This is a genomic window from Jannaschia sp. R86511 (assembly GCF_042466345.1).
Lineage (GTDB): Bacteria > Actinomycetota > Actinomycetes > Actinomycetales > JBBAYJ01 > Aquipuribacter.
On sequence record NZ_JAXHCD010000001.1, the window covers coordinates 3,030,121 to 3,045,763 of the forward strand.

Sequence of the window (15,643 nt, forward strand, 5' to 3'; positions counted from 1 at the left end):
CCAGGACGAGCACGTCGCGCGGGGCTGCATCCGTTCCGCCTGGCCCGTCGGTAGTGGGGGTGTCAGTGACCAGATGGTCACCGGGTCGCGCCTCCGGGCCGCCCGACCGACACACCGACCGAAGGGACCACCATGCGGACCATCCTCGCTGTCACCGGTGCAGCGCTGCTCCCGATCGCCTTCGCCGCCCCCGCCGCGGCCGCCGACTCCGACGCCCAGGTCTCCGTCTTCCACGGCGTGCCCGACCTGGTCGTCGACGTCTACGCCAACGGTGACGTCATCCTCGAGGACTTCGAGCCCGGCACCATCACCGACCCGCTGACCCTGCCGGCCGGCGACTACGACCTCCAGGTGTTCCCCGCCGGCGCCGACCCCGAGGCCGACGACGCCGCCATCGAGGCCAGCGCCACGGTCCCGGCCGGCGCCAACATCACCGTCGCGGCCCACCTCGGCGAGGACGGCACACCCACCCTGACCCCGTTCGTCAACGACGTGTCGGAGATCGCGGCCGGCGAGGGCCGGCTGACGGCGCGCCACACCGCCGCGGCCCCGGCCGTGGACGTCCGCGCCGGCGGCGAGCCCGTGTTCGAGGGCGTCACCAACCCGAACGAGGGCACGGTCGACCTGCCGGCCGGCACGGTGAGCGCCGACGTGGCGCTGGCCGGCACCGACACCGTCGCCATCGGCCCGGCCGACGTCGACGTGGCCGAGGGCGTCAACACCATCGTCTTCGCCTGGGGCTCGGCCGAGGACGAGAACCTCGCCCTGGCCGTGCAGACCATCGACGGCCTGCACAGCGGCCCCGACGGCGTGCCGTCCGGTACCGGTGGCCTGGTCTCGGACGCGCTGCCCTGGCAGCTCGCGCTCGTCGGCCTCGCCGGCGCCGGCGCCCTGGTCCTGCTGGGTGGGCGCGCCGTGGCCGCCCGCTCGCGCGACTGAGCACCAGCACCGCAGCACCACCAGCACCACCAGCACCAGCTCGGGCCGGGGGGTCGCACCAGACCCCCCGGCCCGCGTCACCCTGTCCCACCGCGTCACCCTGTCCCACCGCAGCACCCGCCCTCGAACCCCCGACCCGGAGGACCGCCCCGTGACCGCGACGCCGCCGCCCGACCAGACCCGGCCGCCCCGCCGGGGACCGTCGCGCTGGACCGTGCTGCTGACCGCGGTCGCCGTCGCCGCCGTGCTGTCACCGGCGGCGTGGTTCCTCACCCGGCCCGCGCCGGACGCCGGGGTCCCCCTGGAGCAGGCCCTGGCCCGTCCCGCGGCGGTGCCCACGGCCGAGGGTTCCCCCGCCGCGTCGTCCGCCCCGGTCCCCCCGACGGCGCCGGCGGAGCCGCCCGCCGCGTCCCCCTACGGCGAGGTCGGCGTGCGGGACGCGTCCCTGGACGCCGTGGCGCGCGAGGCCGACCCCACGCCCACCCGGCTGGTCGTCGACGAGCTCGGCGTGGACGCGGTCGTGGACGCCGTGGGCGTGGAGGACGACGGCTCGATGGTCGTGCCGGCCGAGATCGACCGGGTCGGCTGGTACCGCTACGGCCCCGCCGCGGGCGCCGACCGGGGCAACGCCGTCATCGCCGGCCACGTCGACGCCGCGGGCGAGGGCCCGGGGGCGCTGTTCGAGCTGCGCGAGGTCGAGGTGGGCACCGTCGTCACGGTCGTCGACGAGACCGGCGCCGAGCACGACTACGAGGTCGTGGGCCGCGAGACCGTGGTCAAGGACGTGCTGCCGGTCGACGACATCTTCGCCCGCGACGGCGAGCACCGGCTGGTCGTCGTGACCTGCGGCGGGCCGTTCCAGCCCGAGCTCGGCAGCTACCGCGACAACGTCGTGGTCACCGCGGTCCCCGTGGACCGGGCATGAGCCTGGCCGCCACCGCACCCGGACGGCTCCACGGCCGTCGGGGCCCCGAGGTGTCGGCCACCCCCTCCCGCCCTAGCCTGAGACTCGTGGAACCCGCTCATCCCCTGGCGCCCGCCCGCGCCGCCGGTACGGTCGAACCCGTGCCTGACCTGCCCCCGGGACTCGCCCGACCCCACGACCGGGTCGACGACGCCGTCCTGGCGCAGGCGTTCTGCGCCGGGCAGGAGTGGGCGCTGGCCGAGGCGTACGAGCGCTGGGCGGGCCTGGTGCACGGCATCAGCCTGCGCGCGCTCGCCGACACCGGCGACGCCGAGGACGCCACGCAGCAGGTGTTCATCCGGGCCTGGCGCGGTCGCGCCACCTTCGACCACACCCGGGGGGGCCTGGCCGGCTGGCTCGTCGGCATCGCCCGGCACGTCTGCGCCGACACCTGGCACCAGCGGGCCCGCCAGGCCAAGCAGGTCGACGCCGCCCGCGCCGTGATGCCGCCCGAGCAGGCGCCCGCCGCCGACGCGCCGGAGCAGACCGTCGAGCGGCTCACCCTGCTGGACGCGCTGGACGACATCGACCAGCCCGCGCGCGGCATCGTCGAGCTGGCGTTCTTCCACGACCTCACCCACACCCAGATCGCCGAGCGGACGGGTCTGCCGCTCGGCACGGTCAAGAGCCACATCCGCCGCACCCTGCTGCGGCTGCGCGACAGCCTGGAGGTGGGTCGTGCAGCAACATCCTGACCCCGACCTGCTCGCGCTGCAGGCCCTGGGTGAGCCCGTGCTCGACCACGAGGCCGCGCTGCACGTCGTGGTCTGCGCCGAGTGCTCCGCAACCGTGCAGGACCTGGCCCGGACCGTCCGCACCGTGCGCGGCCCGCGCGACGACGCGGACGCCGCCGTCGCGGCCGTCCCGTCCGCCGGCACGGCCGGTCTGCCGACGGGAGCCGCGACGGCCACCGCCCCCGTGCCGGCGCACGTGTGGCAGGGCATAGCCGCCGAGCTGGGCCTGGACCCCGCGGTCCGGCCCGCCTCCGTCGGACCGTCCATCGTCCCGTCGACCCCCCGACCCGAGGCGCACCGCGGCCAGACGTCCGGGCCCGTCTCCGCGGTCGTCCGGCCGGTGCGCGCCCTGCCCCCCGAGCGCACGCCGTCCCGGGACGACGCCGACACCACCGCCGCACCTGACGGCACCGCCGCACCCGACGGCGCCGCCGCACCCGACGACGTCGCGCGTCGGCGCCGGTCCCGCGCGTCGGGCCGGCGACGGGCCGCCCCGCTGCTGGCGGTCGCGGCCGCCGGGCTGGCGGTCGGCGTCGCCGGCACCGCCCTGGTCACCTCGCTCACCTCCCCCGCGCCGCCGGAGGGTCCGCTGGTGCTGGCCGCGGCCGACCTGGACGCGTTCGGCCTCGGTGCCGGCACCCCCGTCACCGGCTCGGCCCGGCTGGCAGAGCTGCCCGCGACCGCCGCGGACGGGGTGCCCGCCGAGGGTGCGTCGGACCGGGTGCTGCAGGTGTGGCTCGACCAGCTGCCCGACCGCGGGACGGAGGGCTTCCTCGAGGCGTGGCTGATCGACCCGGTGACGGGCGCGATGGTCTCGCTCGGTCCGGTCGACGACCGCGGCGAGGGCGCCGTCACCGTGGAGCTGACCGTGCCCCGCGGGCTCGACGTGGGCACCTACTCCCTGGTCGACGTGTCGGCGGAGCCGCTGGACGGCGACCCGACGCACTCCGGCGAGAGCCTGCTGCGCGGGACCCTGTCCACCTGAGCCCGACGAGCGGCCGACCCGCCCCGACCGGCGCCACCCCGCGGGCCGCGGCACCCGGGCCGCGCCCTATCCTGGACGGCATGGCCGCACCTGCAGCCCGGCTCCCCCGGGTCCTGTCCGTCGCGGTGCTGGTGAACCTCGTGGTCCAGGTCGGCATCGTCATCACCGGGGGCTGGGTCCGGCTCACCGGCTCCGGCCTCGGCTGCCCCACCTGGCCCGAGTGCGTCCCCGGCTCCTTCACCCCCGTCACCGAGCAGGAGGAGGGGCTGCGCGCCGCGATCGAGTTCGGCAACCGGCTGCTGACCTTCGTGGTCGCGCTCGCCGCGGTCGCCGTCGTCGTGCTGCTCTGGCGCCACCGCCGTCGGCTGCTGGGCTACGGCCTCGCCGTGCTGCTCGGCACCGTGGCCCAGGCCGTCATCGGCGGCTTCACGGTCCTGCTGGGCCTGCATCCGGCGACCGTGGCGGTGCACTTCCTGGTCTCGGCCGGGCTCATCGCCGTGTCCGCCGCCCTGGTGCTGCGGGTGCGCGAGCCGGACGGACCCGGGCAGCGGCTGCTCCCCCGCCCGCTGCGTGCGCTGCTGGCCGGCCTGGTCGTGACCGGGGCGGCGACCCTGGTGCTCGGCACCGTGGTGACGGGCTCGGGCCCGCACTCCGGCGACGCCGAGGTGCCGATCCGCTTCGACCTGGACTTCGCCGCGGTGTCCGTGCTGCACGCCGAGGCGGTGGTGCTGTTCGTCGGCCTGCTGCTCGGCCTGCTCGCGGGCCTGCACGCCGTGTCGGCGCCCCGTCGGCTGCTCGGCCGCACCTGGCTGCTGCTGGGCGTCACCCTCGCCCAGGGCGGCGTCGGCTGGCTGCAGTACTTCACCGGGCTGCCGCGGGCGCTGGTCAGCCTGCACATGCTCGGCGCCTGCCTGCTCGTCGTGGCCCTGGTCGCCGTGGTCCTGGCCACGCGTGAGCGCGGCCCCCGCACCCCGGACCTCGCGCCGCGGCGCTCCACCGCGGGCGAGCTGGTGGGCTCGTGACCCACAGCCCCACGACCACGCCCCCCGGCACCACCGAGCCACCCCCGACCCGCAGCCTCGCCGCGGCGTACCTGGCCCTGACCAAGCCGCGCATCATCGAGCTGCTGCTGGTCACCACGGTGCCCACCATGGTCCTGGCCGCGGGCGGCCTGCCGGGCTGGGGCACGACGCTCGCCACGCTGGTCGGCGGCAGCCTGGCCGCAGGCAGCGCCAACACCCTGAACCAGGTCGCCGACCGGGACATCGACGCCGTCATGCGCCGCACCCGCGGTCGGCCGATCGTCACCGGCGAGATCAGCCCGCGGGCGGCCCTGCTGTTCGGCCTGGGCCTCGGGGTGGCGGCGGTCGTCGTGCTCTGGGCGTTCACCACCGTGCTGGCCGCCGTGCTGGCCGTGGTCGCCGTGTTCTTCTACGCCGTCGTCTACACGCTGCTGCTCAAGCGGCGCACCTCGCAGAACATCGTCTGGGGCGGCGCCGCCGGGTTCATGCCCGTGCTCATCGGCTGGGCGGCGGTGACCGGGGACCTGTCCTGGGCGCCCGTCGTGCTGTCCGCCGTGATCTTCTTCTGGACCCCGCCGCACTACTGGCCGCTGTCGATCCGCTACCGCGACGACTACGCCGCCGCCAACGTGCCCATGCTCCCGGTGGTGGGCTCGCCGGCGTCGCTGGCCTGGCAGACGCTCGCCCACACCCTGGCCATGGTCGCCTGCACCCTGCTGCTGGTGCCGGTCGCCGGCATGGGCGTGGTCTACACCGTGACCGTGGTCGTGGCGGGGGCCGTGTTCACCGCCGCCGTCGTGCGGCTGTGGCAGCAGCTGCGCCGAGGTGGCGCCCTGCAGCCGATGCGGGTGTTCCACCTGTCGATCAGCTACCTGTCGGTGGTGTTCCTCGCCGTGGCGGTCGACCCGTTCCTGCTCTGAGCCGGCCGGGGGCCGTCCGTCCGGTCGGCGGACCGGTCGGGCGCACCCCGTCGCACTCACTAGGCTGTCAGCAGGACGTGGCAGTCCACGTCAAGCACGCTGCACGAGCACTGCCTCGAGGGGTCGGATGCGGCCCGGATGGAGTCCCGTTGTGACCGACACCGCCAGGAGCACCACTGCCACCGACGCGCTCGAGTGGGGTGAGCTCGACCGCAGGGCCGTCGACTCGGCCCGAGCCCTGGCGATGGACGCGGTGCAGAAGGTCGGCAACGGCCACCCCGGCACGGCCATGAGCCTCGCCCCGGTGGCCTACCTGCTGTACCAGCGCATGATGCGCCACGACCCCGCCGACACCGCCTGGACCGGCCGCGACCGCTTCGTGCTGAGCGCGGGCCACTCCAGCATCACCCAGTACGTCCAGCTGTACCTGTCGGGCGCGGGCCTCGAGCTCGACGACCTCAAGGCGCTGCGGACCTGGGGCTCCCGCACCCCGGGCCACCCGGAGTACCGCCACACCGCCGGCGTGGAGACCACCACCGGGCCGCTGGGCCAGGGCCTGGCCACCGCGGTCGGCATGGCCATGGCCGCCCGGCGCGAGCGGGGCCTGCTCGACCCCGACACGCCGGCCGGCGAGTCCCCCTTCGACCACACCATCTGGGTCATCGCCTCCGACGGCGACATCCAGGAGGGCGTGACGGCCGAGGCGTCGTCGCTGGCCGGGCACCAGGAGCTCGGCAACCTGGTCGTCGTCTACGACCAGAACCAGATCTCGATCGAGGACGACACCGACATCGCGCTGTCGGAGGACACCGCCAAGCGGTACGAGTCCTACGGCTGGCACGTGCAGACCGTCGACTGGCGCGGCACCCGGGAGTCCGAGGGCGGCTACACCGAGGACATGGTGGCGCTGCACGACGCGCTGCAGGCCGCGAAGCAGGACCCGCGGCCGTCCTTCGTGGTGCTGCGCACCGTGATCGCCTGGCCCGCGCCCAACGCCCAGGACACCGGCGCCTCGCACGGTTCGGCCCTCGGCGTCGACGAGATCCGGGCCACCAAGCACATCATGGGCATGGACCCGGACGCCGACTTCGCCGTCGCCGACGAGGTGCTGGCCCACGCCCGCCAGGTGGGTCGCCGCGGCGCCGAGGCGCACGCGGCGTGGAGCGAGGCGTTCACCTCCTGGCGCGCCAGCAACCCCGAGCGCGCTGCGCTGCTGGACCGGATGTCGGGCGGCCAGCTGCCCGACGGCTGGACCGACGCGCTGCCCACGTTCCCGGCCGGCAAGGCCGTGGCGACCCGCGCGGCCTCCGGCGAGGTGCTGACCGCGCTGGCCGGCGTGCTGCCCGAGCTGTGGGGCGGCTCCGCCGACCTGGCCGGCAGCAACAACACGACCATGAAGGGCGAGCCCAGCTTCGTGCCCGCCCGGCGCGCCACCGAGTCCTTCCCGGGCGACGTGTACGGCCGGACGCTGCACTTCGGCATCCGCGAGCACGCGATGGGCTCGATCCTCAACGGCATCGCCGTGCACGGCGGCACCCGGCCCTACGGCGGCACGTTCCTGGTCTTCAGCGACTACATGCGTCCGGCGGTCCGGATGGCGGCGATCATGGGCCTGCCCGTCACCTACGTGTGGACCCACGACTCCATCGGCCTCGGCGAGGACGGCCCGACGCACCAGCCGATCGAGCACCTGGCCGCGCTGCGGGCCATCCCGGGCCTGTCCGTGGTCCGTCCCGCCGACGCCAACGAGACCGCGGTGGCGTGGCGGACCGTGCTCGAGCGGGCCCAGCCCGCCGGCCTGGCGCTGTCCCGGCAGGGCCTGCCCGTGGTGGACCGGGCCGAGGGCACGGGCTTCGCGTCGGCCGACGGGGTCGCCCGCGGCGGCTACGTGCTGCGCGAGGCCGACGGTCTGGCCGACGGTGCGCTGCCCGACGTCGTGCTGGTCGCCACCGGCTCGGAGGTCCAGCTCGCCGTGACCGCGCAGGAGCAGCTGGCCGAGCAGGGCGTGTCCGCCCGGGTGGTCTCGATGCCGTGCCTGGAGTGGTTCGCCGAGCAGGACGCGGCCTACCGCGACGCCGTCCTGCCGCCCGCGGTCCGCGCCCGGGTCGCCGTCGAGGCCGGGGTCTCCATGCCGTGGCACGGTGTGGTGGGCGAGTCCGGCCGGATCGTCTCCATCGAGCACTTCGGCGCCAGCGCCGACGCCAAGACCCTGTTCGCCGAGTTCGGCTTCACCCCCGAGGCCGTGACCGCCGCCGCGCTGGACAGCGTGTCCACCGCGCGCAGCGGTGCGGTGGCCCGCTGAGCCCCGGGCCGCCCACCGCCAGCCACTCCAGCACCCCGACCAGCCAGGAGCCGCACGTGAGCACACAGCCCACCGAGTCCGACGCCGTGTCCGCCCTCGCCCGCCACGGCGTGTCCGTGTGGCTGGACGACCTGTCCCGCGAGCTCGTCCGGGGCGGGGAGCTCGCGTCCCTGCTGGCCCGCGGCGTCGTCGGGGTCACCAGCAACCCGACGATCTTCGCCTCGGCGCTGGCCAAGGGCGACGCCTACGACGAGCAGGTGGCCGAGCTGGTCGGCCAGGGCGCGGACGTCGAGGCCGTGGTCACGGCCATCACCACCACCGACGTCCGCGAGGCCTGCGACGTGCTGCGCCCGGTGCACGACGCGACCGACGGCGTCGACGGCCGGGTCAGCCTCGAGGTCGACCCCCGGCTGGCCCACGACACGGCCGGCACGATCGCCCAGGCGCGGTCGCTGTGGGCCACGGTCGACCGGCCCAACCTGATGATCAAGATCCCGGCCACCGTCGAGGGCCTGCCGGCGATCACGACGGTCCTGGCCGAGGGCATCAGCGTCAACGTGACCCTGATCTTCTCCCTCGACCGGTACCGCGCCGTCCTCAACGCCTGGCTCGACGGGCTCGAGCGGGCGGTCGAGGCCGGCGTCGACGTGTCCCGGATCCACTCGGTGGCGTCGTTCTTCGTCAGCCGGGTGGACGCCACGGTCGACAAGCGGCTCGACCAGGTCGGCACCGACGAGGCCCTCGCCCTGCGGGGCAAGGCGGCCGTGGCCAACGCCCGGCTCGCCTACCAGGCCTTCGAGGAGATGCTGGCCTCCACGCGGTGGACCGACCTGACGGCCGCCGGGGCCCACCCGCAGCGTCCGCTCTGGGCCTCCACGGGGGTCAAGGACCCCGCCTACCCCGACACCAAGTACGTCGTCGACCTGGTGGCGCCCGACACGGTCAACACCATGCCCGGGGCCACCCTGGAGGCCACCGAGGACCACGCCGAGGTCGCCGGCGACACGGTGCGCGACACCTACACCGACGCCGCCGACACGCTGGACGCCGTGGAGCGCCTGGGCATCGGCTACGTCGACGTCGTCACCGCCCTGGAGAAGGAGGGCGTGCAGAAGTTCGCCACCAGCTGGGACGAGCTGCTGACCACGGTGCAGGGGGCCATGGACGAGCAGGGCGCCCGCCGCGCGGGCGACGGGCAGGACCGGTGAGCGGCCCGGTCACCGCGCGGGTCACGGTCTCCGGGCCCGCCGAGGCCGGCGTCCGGGCCGGCCTGGACCGGCTGGTGCAGGCCCGGGTCGCCTCCCGCGTCAGCGCCGGCGACGCCGACGTCTGGGGCCCCGAAGCCCGGGACGAGGCGTCGGTGCGGCTGGCCTGGACCACGCTGCCGAGCACCTCGCGGGAGCTGCTGGAGCCGCTGCTGGCCCTGCGCGACGAGCTGCGGGCCGAGGGCGTGGACCGCGTCGTGCTGGCCGGCATGGGCGGTTCGTCGCTGGCCCCCGAGGTGGTGTGCGCCGCGCACGGCGTGCCGCTGGTCACCCTGGACGCCACCGACCCGGGCCAGGTCCGGGCCGCCCTGGTCGACCTCGAGCGGACCGTGCTGGTCGTGTCCAGCAAGTCCGGCTCGACCGTGGAGACCGACAGCCAGCGCCGCGCGTTCGAGGCGGCGTTCACCGCGGCCGGCATCGACCCCCGCACCCGGGTCGTCGTGGTCACCGACCCGGGCTCGCCGCTGGAGGCCACGGCCCGCGAGGCGGGCTACCGCGCCGTGTTCCGGGCCGACCCGCACGTCGGCGGGCGCTACAGCGCCCTGACCGCCTTCGGACTCGTGCCCTCGGCCCTGGCCGGGGCCGACGTGACCGCGCTGCTGGACGAGGCCCTGGCCGTGGTCGGGCAGTGCGCCGCCGACAGCCCGGACAACCCGGCGCTGGTCCTGGCCGCGGCCGTGAGCACCAGCCCCGCCCCCGACGGCGGTGACCGCGACAAGCTGGTCCTGGTCGACGTGCCCGGCTCCGGCCTGCCCGGTCTGGGCGACTGGGCCGAGCAGCTGGTGGCCGAGTCGACCGGCAAGCAGCAGACCGGGCTGCTGCCGGTGGTCGTCGGCACCGACGCCGCCGAGGTCACCCACCCCCTGCCGGACGCGGTCCGCGTGGCCGTGACCAACGGCGCCGACGTGCCCGCCCAGGTGGCCGACGTCGTCGTCACCGCGTCCCTGGGGGCGCAGCTGCTGCTGTGGGAGCACGCCACGGCCGCGGCCGGGTTCCTGCTGGGCATCAACCCCTTCGACCAGCCCGACGTCGAGAGCGCCAAGAACGCGGCGCGGGGCCTGCTGGACGCCACCCCGGAGCCGGCACCGGCGCGGTTCGTCGACCGGGGCGTCGAGGTCGTCGCCGACGACCGCACCCTGCCCGAGTCGCTGCCCGAGGGCCTCGACACGGCGGTGCAGGGCCTGCTGAGCCACCTCCACGACACCGGTGACCGCGGCTACGTGGCGGTCATGGTGTACCTGGACCGGGTGGCCAACGCCGACCTGTCGCACGTCCGCGACAGCCTCGCGGCCCGCACCGGCCGGCCGGTGACGTTCGGCTGGGGGCCGCGGTTCCTGCACTCCACGGGCCAGTTCCACAAGGGCGGCCCGCGCTCCGGCGTCTACCTGCAGGTGGTCGGTGACGTCGGCGAGGACCTCGCGGTCCCCGGCCGCGAGTTCACGTTCGGCCGGCTCAAGGCGGCCCAGGCCGACGGCGACGCGACCGTGCTGCGCGACCTCGGTCGACCGGTGCTGACGCTGCGGGTGGCCGACGAGGCCGGGCTGGCGGCCGTGGCCGAGGTGCTCGACGCGGGCGGTCCCGCCCGCAGCGGGGCCCACGCGGCGGATCCCGGCGGCGAGGGGTGAGCCTGCAGGGCGAGGGCGTCGCCGACAACCCGCTGCGCGACCCGCGCGACCGGCGGCTGTCGCGCATCGCCGGCCCGGGCGGCCTCGTGATGTTCGGCGTCACGGGCGACCTGGCCAAGCGCAAGCTGATGCCGGCCATCTACGACCTGATGCAGCGCGGGCTGCTGCCGCCCGGCTTCGCGCTGGTCGGCTTCGCCCGCCGGGACTGGGACCGGCAGGACTTCATGGCCGTCGTGCACGACGCGGTCAAGGAGAACGCCCGGACCCCGTTCTCGGAGGAGGTCTGGCAGCAGCTGGCCGACGGGCTCCGCTTCGTCCAGGGCACGTTCGACGACGACGCCGCCTTCGACGAGCTCGCCCGCACGGTCGCCGAGCTCGACGAGCAGCGGGGCACCCGCGGCAACCACGCGTTCTACCTGTCGGTGCCGCCCAGCTCGTTCCCCGTCGTGGTGCGGCAGCTGGCCCGCAGCGGGCTGTCCGACAGCGAGGCCGACGCCTGGCGCCGGGTCGTGGTGGAGAAGCCGTTCGGCCACGACCTGGCCAGCGCCCGTGAGCTCAACGAGGTCGTCGAGTCCGTCTTCCCGCCGGACTCCGTGTTCCGGATCGACCACTACCTGGGCAAGGAGACGGTGCAGAACCTGCTGGCGCTGCGCTTCGCCAACCAGCTGTTCGAACCGGTGTGGAACGGCAACTACGTCGACCACGTCCAGATCACCATGGCCGAGGACATCGGCATCGGCAGCCGGGCCGGCTACTACGACGGCATCGGCGCCGCCCGCGACGTCATCCAGAACCACCTGCTGCAGCTCTTCGCCCTGACCGCGATGGAGGAGCCGGTGTCCTTCGGCGCCGACGACCTGCGGCTGGAGAAGGAGAAGATCCTCTCGGCGGTCCGGCTGCCCGACGACCTGTCGCTGGCCACCGCCCGCGGGCAGTACGCCGAGGGCTGGCAGGGCGGCAGCAAGGTCAAGGGGTTCCTGCAGGAGGACGGCATCCCCGCCGACTCCCGCACCGAGACCTACGCCGCGATCCGGCTCGACGTCGACACGCGCCGCTGGGCCGGGGTGCCGTTCTACCTGCGGGCCGGCAAGCGTCTCGGCCGGCGCGTCACCGAGATCGCCGTGGTGTTCAAGCGCGCCCCGCACCTGCCGTTCGAGCAGACCGCGGCGGGCGGGCTCGGAAAGAACGCCATCGTCATCCGGGTCCAGCCCGACGAGGGCGTCACGCTGCGCTTCGGCTCCAAGGTGCCGGGCACGGCCATGGAGGTCCGCGACGTGACGATGGACTTCGGCTACGGGCACTCCTTCACCGAGTCCTCGCCCGAGGCCTACGAGCGGCTGATCCTCGACGTCATGCTGGGCGACCCGCCGCTGTTCCCCCGCCACGCGGAGGTCGAGCTGTCCTGGAAGATCCTCGACCCGATCGAGCGGTACTGGGCCGAGAACGGCACGCCCGAGCAGTACCCGTCGGGCACGTGGGGCCCCGCCGGGGCCGACGAGATGATGGCCCGCGACGGAAGGACCTGGCGCCTGCCATGAGCCGACGATGATCCTCGACCTGCCCTCGACCACGACGTCGGGCATCAACCGGCGCCTGGTCGAGCTGCGTGCCAGTGCGGGCGCGGTCGCGCTCGGCCGCGTGCTCACCCTCGTGGTGCTGACCCGCTCGGAGGACGCGGAGGACGCCATCGGCGCCGCCACCGACGCCAGCCGCGAGCACCCGAGCAGGGTGCTGGTCGTGGTGTCCGGCGACCCCGACGGCGAGACGGGCCTGGACGCCCAGATCCGGGTCGGCGGGGACGCCGGGGCCGGCGAGATCGTCGTCCTGGGGCTGCGGGGCGAGCTCGCCGACCAGGGCGCGTCCGTCGTCGTGCCCCTGCTGCTGCCGGACGCCCCGATCGTGGCCTGGTGGCCCGGCGAGGCACCCCACCGCCTCGCCGAGGACCCGATCGGCCGGCTGGCCCAGCGCCGGATCACGGACGCCGCGGCCTGCGCCGACCCGCTCGACGCGCTGCGCCGCCGGGCCCACCACCACAGCGACGGCGACACCGACATGGCGTGGACCCGGATCACCCGGTGGCGGGCGCTGCTCGCGGCCGCGCTGGACCTGCCGCCGTTCCAGCCCGTCACCGGGGCCGTGGTCCGGGGGGCCGCCGACAGCCCGTCGACGGACCTGCTGGCCGCCTGGCTGCGGGGCCGGCTGGACTGCCCCGTCGAGCGCGAGGTGGCCGGTGACGCCGGCATGCACTCCGTCGAGCTGCACCGCGAGGCGGGCACGGTGAGCCTGTCCCGCCCCGAGGGCGCCCAGGCCGTGCTCAGCCAGCCAGGGGAGCCCGACCACCGGCTCGGCCTGGCCCGGCGCTCGGTGGCCGAGTGCCTGGCCGAGGAGCTGCGCCGGCTCGACCCCGACGTCACCTACGCCGAGGTCGTCCGGTCCCTCGACGAGGACGCGGCGTGAGCTCGCCCACCTCGGTCGTGGTCCACGCCGACAAGGCCACCCTGGCCGCGGCCGCGGCGGCCCGGTTCCTGACCACCGTCACGGACCTGCAGTCCTCGGGCCAGGTGCCCCACGTGGTCCTGACCGGTGGCTCGGTCGGCATCGCGGTGCTGGCCGAGCTGCGGGACTCCCCCGCGCGCGCCGCGGTCGACTGGGCGCGGCTGCACGTGTGGTGGGGCGACGAACGGTTCCTGCCCGCCGGTGACCCGGAGCGCAACGAGACGCAGGCCCGCGAGGCGCTGCTCGACCACGTCGACGTCGACGAGTCGCTCGTGCACGCCGTGCCGGCCGCGGGCAGCCCGGACGGCGCCACCGCGGAGGCGGCCGCGGACGCCTACGCGGCCACGCTGCGCGCGCACCGCCGACCGGGCGACCGCGTCGAGGTGCCCCGCTTCGACGTGCTGATGCTCGGCATGGGGCCCGACGGGCACATGGCCTCGCTGTTCCCCGAGCACCCGGCCCTGCACAGCGGCGGCACCGTCACCGGGGTCCGGGGCTCGCCCAAGCCCCCGCCCGAGCGGGTCAGCCTGACCTTCGAGGCGATCCGGGCGGCCGTGGAGGTCTGGTTCGTCGTCGCCGGTGAGGACAAGGCGCCCGCGGCGGCCATGGCCCTGGGCGGCGCGGGCCGCCGGCAGATCCCCGCGGCCGGCGGCCAGGGGACGCGCCGCACCCTGTGGCTGCTGGACCGCGCGGCCGCCTCGCGCCTGCCCGACGGCCTCGCGCGACCGTCCTCGCCCTGACGCGCAGGGAGCCCCCGCTCCGACCGTGAGACGCAGCGAGCCCCGGTCCAGCAGGACCGGGGCTCGTGACGTCGAGCGGGTGACGTCGCTCAGACGATGATCTTGCGCTCGCGCAGCCGGGTGAGGGCCTCGTCGAGGATGGCCGCGCCGTCGGCGTCGCTGCGCCGCTCCTTCACGTAGGCCAGGTGCGTCTTGTACGGCTCGACCTTGTGCGGGGCCGGCGGGTTCTCCGGGTCGCGGCCCGCGGGGAAGCCGCAGCGGGGGCAGTCCCACTGCTCCGGCACCTCGCTGCCGCTCTCCTCGGCGAAGGAGGGGCGCACGGTGTGACCGTTCGCGCAGTAGTACGTGACGTTGACACGAGGGGCCGCGTCGCCGCGCTCCGCCTCGCCCATCGGGCCTGCCCCGACCCTGCTACCGCGGATCGCGCTACCGCCTGCCATGGGTGTCCTTCCTGCCGTGCTGCCGTGTGGTGCCTGGACCGCCCCGCCGGCTGCCGGCGGGGACCGGGTGGTGCGTCGTCAGATGTCGAAGCGGGTGAGCAGGTTGAGCAGCACGATCACGGTGAACCAGATGAGGCCGACCGAGATGGTGAGCCGGTCGAGGTTCCGCTCGGCGATGCTGCTGCCGCCCATGGCCCCGGAGGCGCCGCCACCGAACATGTCCGACATGCCGCCGCCCCGACCCTTGTGGAGCAGGATGAGCAGGATCAGGATGAGGCTCGTCACGGCGAGGATCACCTGGAGCGCGATGGTGAGGACGTCGGTCACGGGTGCGTCGGTCTCCGTCGTTCGTGGTCACCGTCCGGCGGGGACCACTGGGTGGGCATGAGGGCGTGCGGCCTGCAGAGGCGAGGATACGTCACGCCGTCGGGTGCTCCCGGAACCTGACGATCCCGGCGAAGTCCTCGGCCTTGAGCGAGGCGCCGCCGACCAGGGCGCCGTCGATGTCGGGGTGGCTCATGATGCCGGCCACGTTGGACGGCTTGACCGAGCCGCCGTACAGGACCCGGACGCGGTCGGCGACCGCGTCGCCGTGCGTGGCGGCGATCCGCTGCCGGATGGCGCCGCACACCTCCTGGGCGTCCTCGGCGTCGCAGGTCTTGCCGGTGCCGATGGCCCAGACGGGCTCGTAGGCCACGACGCTGCTCGCCACCTGCTCGGCGTCGAGCCCGGCCAGGGACCCGTCGAGCTGCGCGAGCGTGTACGCCACGTGCTCGCTCGCCTCGCGGACGTCCAGCGGCTCGCCGACGCACACGATCGGGACCAGCCCGTTGCGGTGGGCGGCCGCGGCCTTGGCGGCCACGGTCGCGTCGTCCTCGCCGTGGTACTCGCGCCGCTCGCTGTGCCCGACGCAGACGTAGGTGGCACCGAGCCGGGCGAGCATGGAACCCGCGACCTCGCCGGTGCGGGCGCCGCTGTCCTCGGTGGACAGGTCCTGCCCGCCGGTGCGGACCGGCAGGTCGTCGGCCTCGACCAGCGTCTGCACGCTGCGCAGGGCCGTGGCGGGGGGCAGCACGGCGACCTCGACGCTGCTGTGGTCGTGCCCGGCGTCGCGCAGCAGCCACGAGAGCTTCTGCACCAGGTGGGTGGCCTCGAGGTGGTCGAGGTTCATCTTCCAGTTGCCGGCCATCAGCGGGGTACGGGTCGCCATG

At 75.3% G+C, this 15,643-nt stretch carries 15 protein-coding genes; 12 read left to right on the forward strand and 3 right to left on the reverse strand.

What is annotated here, in order from left to right; translation table 11 throughout:
- The first annotated feature begins 132 nt into the window (after positions 1 to 132).
- The 12 genes from SJY06_RS14280 (at position 133) to pgl (ending at position 13,992) form a co-directional block, all read left to right on the forward strand.
- A complete protein-coding gene (locus SJY06_RS14280) occupies positions 133 to 939 on the forward strand; it encodes a DUF4397 domain-containing protein (RefSeq protein ID WP_380168208.1) in 807 nt (268 codons plus the stop codon).
- Positions 940 to 1,090: 151 nt separating this feature from the next.
- Positions 1,091 to 1,864 (forward strand): class F sortase, encoded by a 774-nt coding sequence (locus SJY06_RS14285; protein WP_380168209.1) that lies wholly within the window; start codon positions 1,091 to 1,093, stop codon positions 1,862 to 1,864.
- Between the two features lie 140 nt (positions 1,865 to 2,004).
- Complete coding sequence (locus SJY06_RS14290) at positions 2,005 to 2,598, forward strand: RNA polymerase sigma factor (protein ID WP_380168210.1); 594 nt, start codon at positions 2,005 to 2,007, stop codon at positions 2,596 to 2,598.
- Complete coding sequence (locus SJY06_RS14295) at positions 2,582 to 3,622, forward strand: hypothetical protein (RefSeq protein WP_380168211.1); 1,041 nt, start codon at positions 2,582 to 2,584, stop codon at positions 3,620 to 3,622. Before SJY06_RS14290 ends, SJY06_RS14295 begins: the two co-directional genes overlap by 17 nt.
- 80 nt (positions 3,623 to 3,702) lie before the next feature.
- Positions 3,703 to 4,644, forward strand: a complete 942-nt coding sequence (locus tag SJY06_RS14300; RefSeq protein WP_380168212.1) for a heme A synthase — start codon at positions 3,703 to 3,705, stop codon at positions 4,642 to 4,644.
- Positions 4,641 to 5,564 carry a heme o synthase gene (locus SJY06_RS14305; protein WP_380168213.1) on the forward strand — a complete coding sequence of 308 codons (924 nt, stop codon included), beginning with the start codon at positions 4,641 to 4,643 and terminating at the stop codon, positions 5,562 to 5,564. Before SJY06_RS14300 ends, SJY06_RS14305 begins: the two co-directional genes overlap by 4 nt.
- Positions 5,565 to 5,715: 151 nt before the next feature.
- On the forward strand, positions 5,716 to 7,866 hold the full coding sequence (gene tkt, locus SJY06_RS14310) for a transketolase (RefSeq protein ID WP_380168214.1): 2,151 nt from the start codon (positions 5,716 to 5,718) through the stop codon (positions 7,864 to 7,866).
- A gap of 56 nt (positions 7,867 to 7,922) precedes the next feature.
- Entirely contained in the window at positions 7,923 to 9,074 is a 1,152-nt protein-coding gene (tal, locus tag SJY06_RS14315) for a transaldolase (protein WP_380168215.1), read from the forward strand.
- On the forward strand, positions 9,071 to 10,756 hold the full coding sequence (locus tag SJY06_RS14320) for a glucose-6-phosphate isomerase (protein WP_380168216.1): 1,686 nt from the start codon (positions 9,071 to 9,073) through the stop codon (positions 10,754 to 10,756). The genes tal and SJY06_RS14320 overlap by 4 nt, the downstream gene beginning before the upstream one ends.
- Complete coding sequence (gene zwf, locus SJY06_RS14325) at positions 10,753 to 12,294, forward strand: glucose-6-phosphate dehydrogenase (protein WP_380168217.1); 1,542 nt, start codon at positions 10,753 to 10,755, stop codon at positions 12,292 to 12,294. Before SJY06_RS14320 ends, zwf begins: the two co-directional genes overlap by 4 nt.
- A gap of 7 nt (positions 12,295 to 12,301) precedes the next feature.
- A complete protein-coding gene (gene opcA, locus SJY06_RS14330) occupies positions 12,302 to 13,213 on the forward strand; it encodes a glucose-6-phosphate dehydrogenase assembly protein OpcA (RefSeq protein ID WP_380168218.1) in 912 nt (303 codons plus the stop codon).
- A complete protein-coding gene (pgl, locus tag SJY06_RS14335) occupies positions 13,210 to 13,992 on the forward strand; it encodes a 6-phosphogluconolactonase (RefSeq protein ID WP_380168219.1) in 783 nt (260 codons plus the stop codon). The genes opcA and pgl overlap by 4 nt, the downstream gene beginning before the upstream one ends.
- Before the next feature lie 89 nt (positions 13,993 to 14,081).
- Here pgl and SJY06_RS14340 read toward each other — a convergent pair whose 3' ends face one another.
- The 3 genes from SJY06_RS14340 to tpiA form a co-directional block, all read right to left on the reverse strand.
- A complete protein-coding gene (locus tag SJY06_RS14340) occupies positions 14,082 to 14,432 on the reverse strand; it encodes an RNA polymerase-binding protein RbpA (RefSeq protein WP_340291960.1) in 351 nt (116 codons plus the stop codon).
- A gap of 78 nt (positions 14,433 to 14,510) precedes the next feature.
- Positions 14,511 to 14,759 carry a preprotein translocase subunit SecG gene (gene secG / locus SJY06_RS14345; protein WP_380168220.1) on the reverse strand — a complete coding sequence of 83 codons (249 nt, stop codon included), beginning with the start codon at positions 14,757 to 14,759 and terminating at the stop codon, positions 14,511 to 14,513.
- A 91-nt stretch (positions 14,760 to 14,850) separates the two neighbouring features.
- Complete coding sequence (gene tpiA / locus SJY06_RS14350; protein ID WP_380168221.1) at positions 14,851 to 15,642, reverse strand: triose-phosphate isomerase; 792 nt, start codon at positions 15,640 to 15,642, stop codon at positions 14,851 to 14,853.
- Between the last annotated feature and the right edge of the window lies 1 nt (position 15,643).

Excerpts from the sequence above, each read along its gene's own strand:
- SJY06_RS14280 (WP_380168208.1), top strand. The coding sequence starts at position 133 with ATGCGGACCATCCTCGCTGTCACCGGTGCAGCGCTGCTCCCGATCGCC.
- SJY06_RS14300 (WP_380168212.1), top strand. The coding sequence starts at position 3,703 with ATGGCCGCACCTGCAGCCCGGCTCCCCCGGGTCCTGTCCGTCGCGGTG.
- opcA (WP_380168218.1), top strand. The coding sequence starts at position 12,302 with ATGATCCTCGACCTGCCCTCGACCACGACGTCGGGCATCAACCGGCGC.
- SJY06_RS14340 (WP_340291960.1), bottom strand. The coding sequence starts at position 14,432 with ATGGCAGGCGGTAGCGCGATCCGCGGTAGCAGGGTCGGGGCAGGCCCG.
- tpiA (WP_380168221.1), bottom strand. The coding sequence starts at position 15,642 with ATGGCGACCCGTACCCCGCTGATGGCCGGCAACTGGAAGATGAACCTC.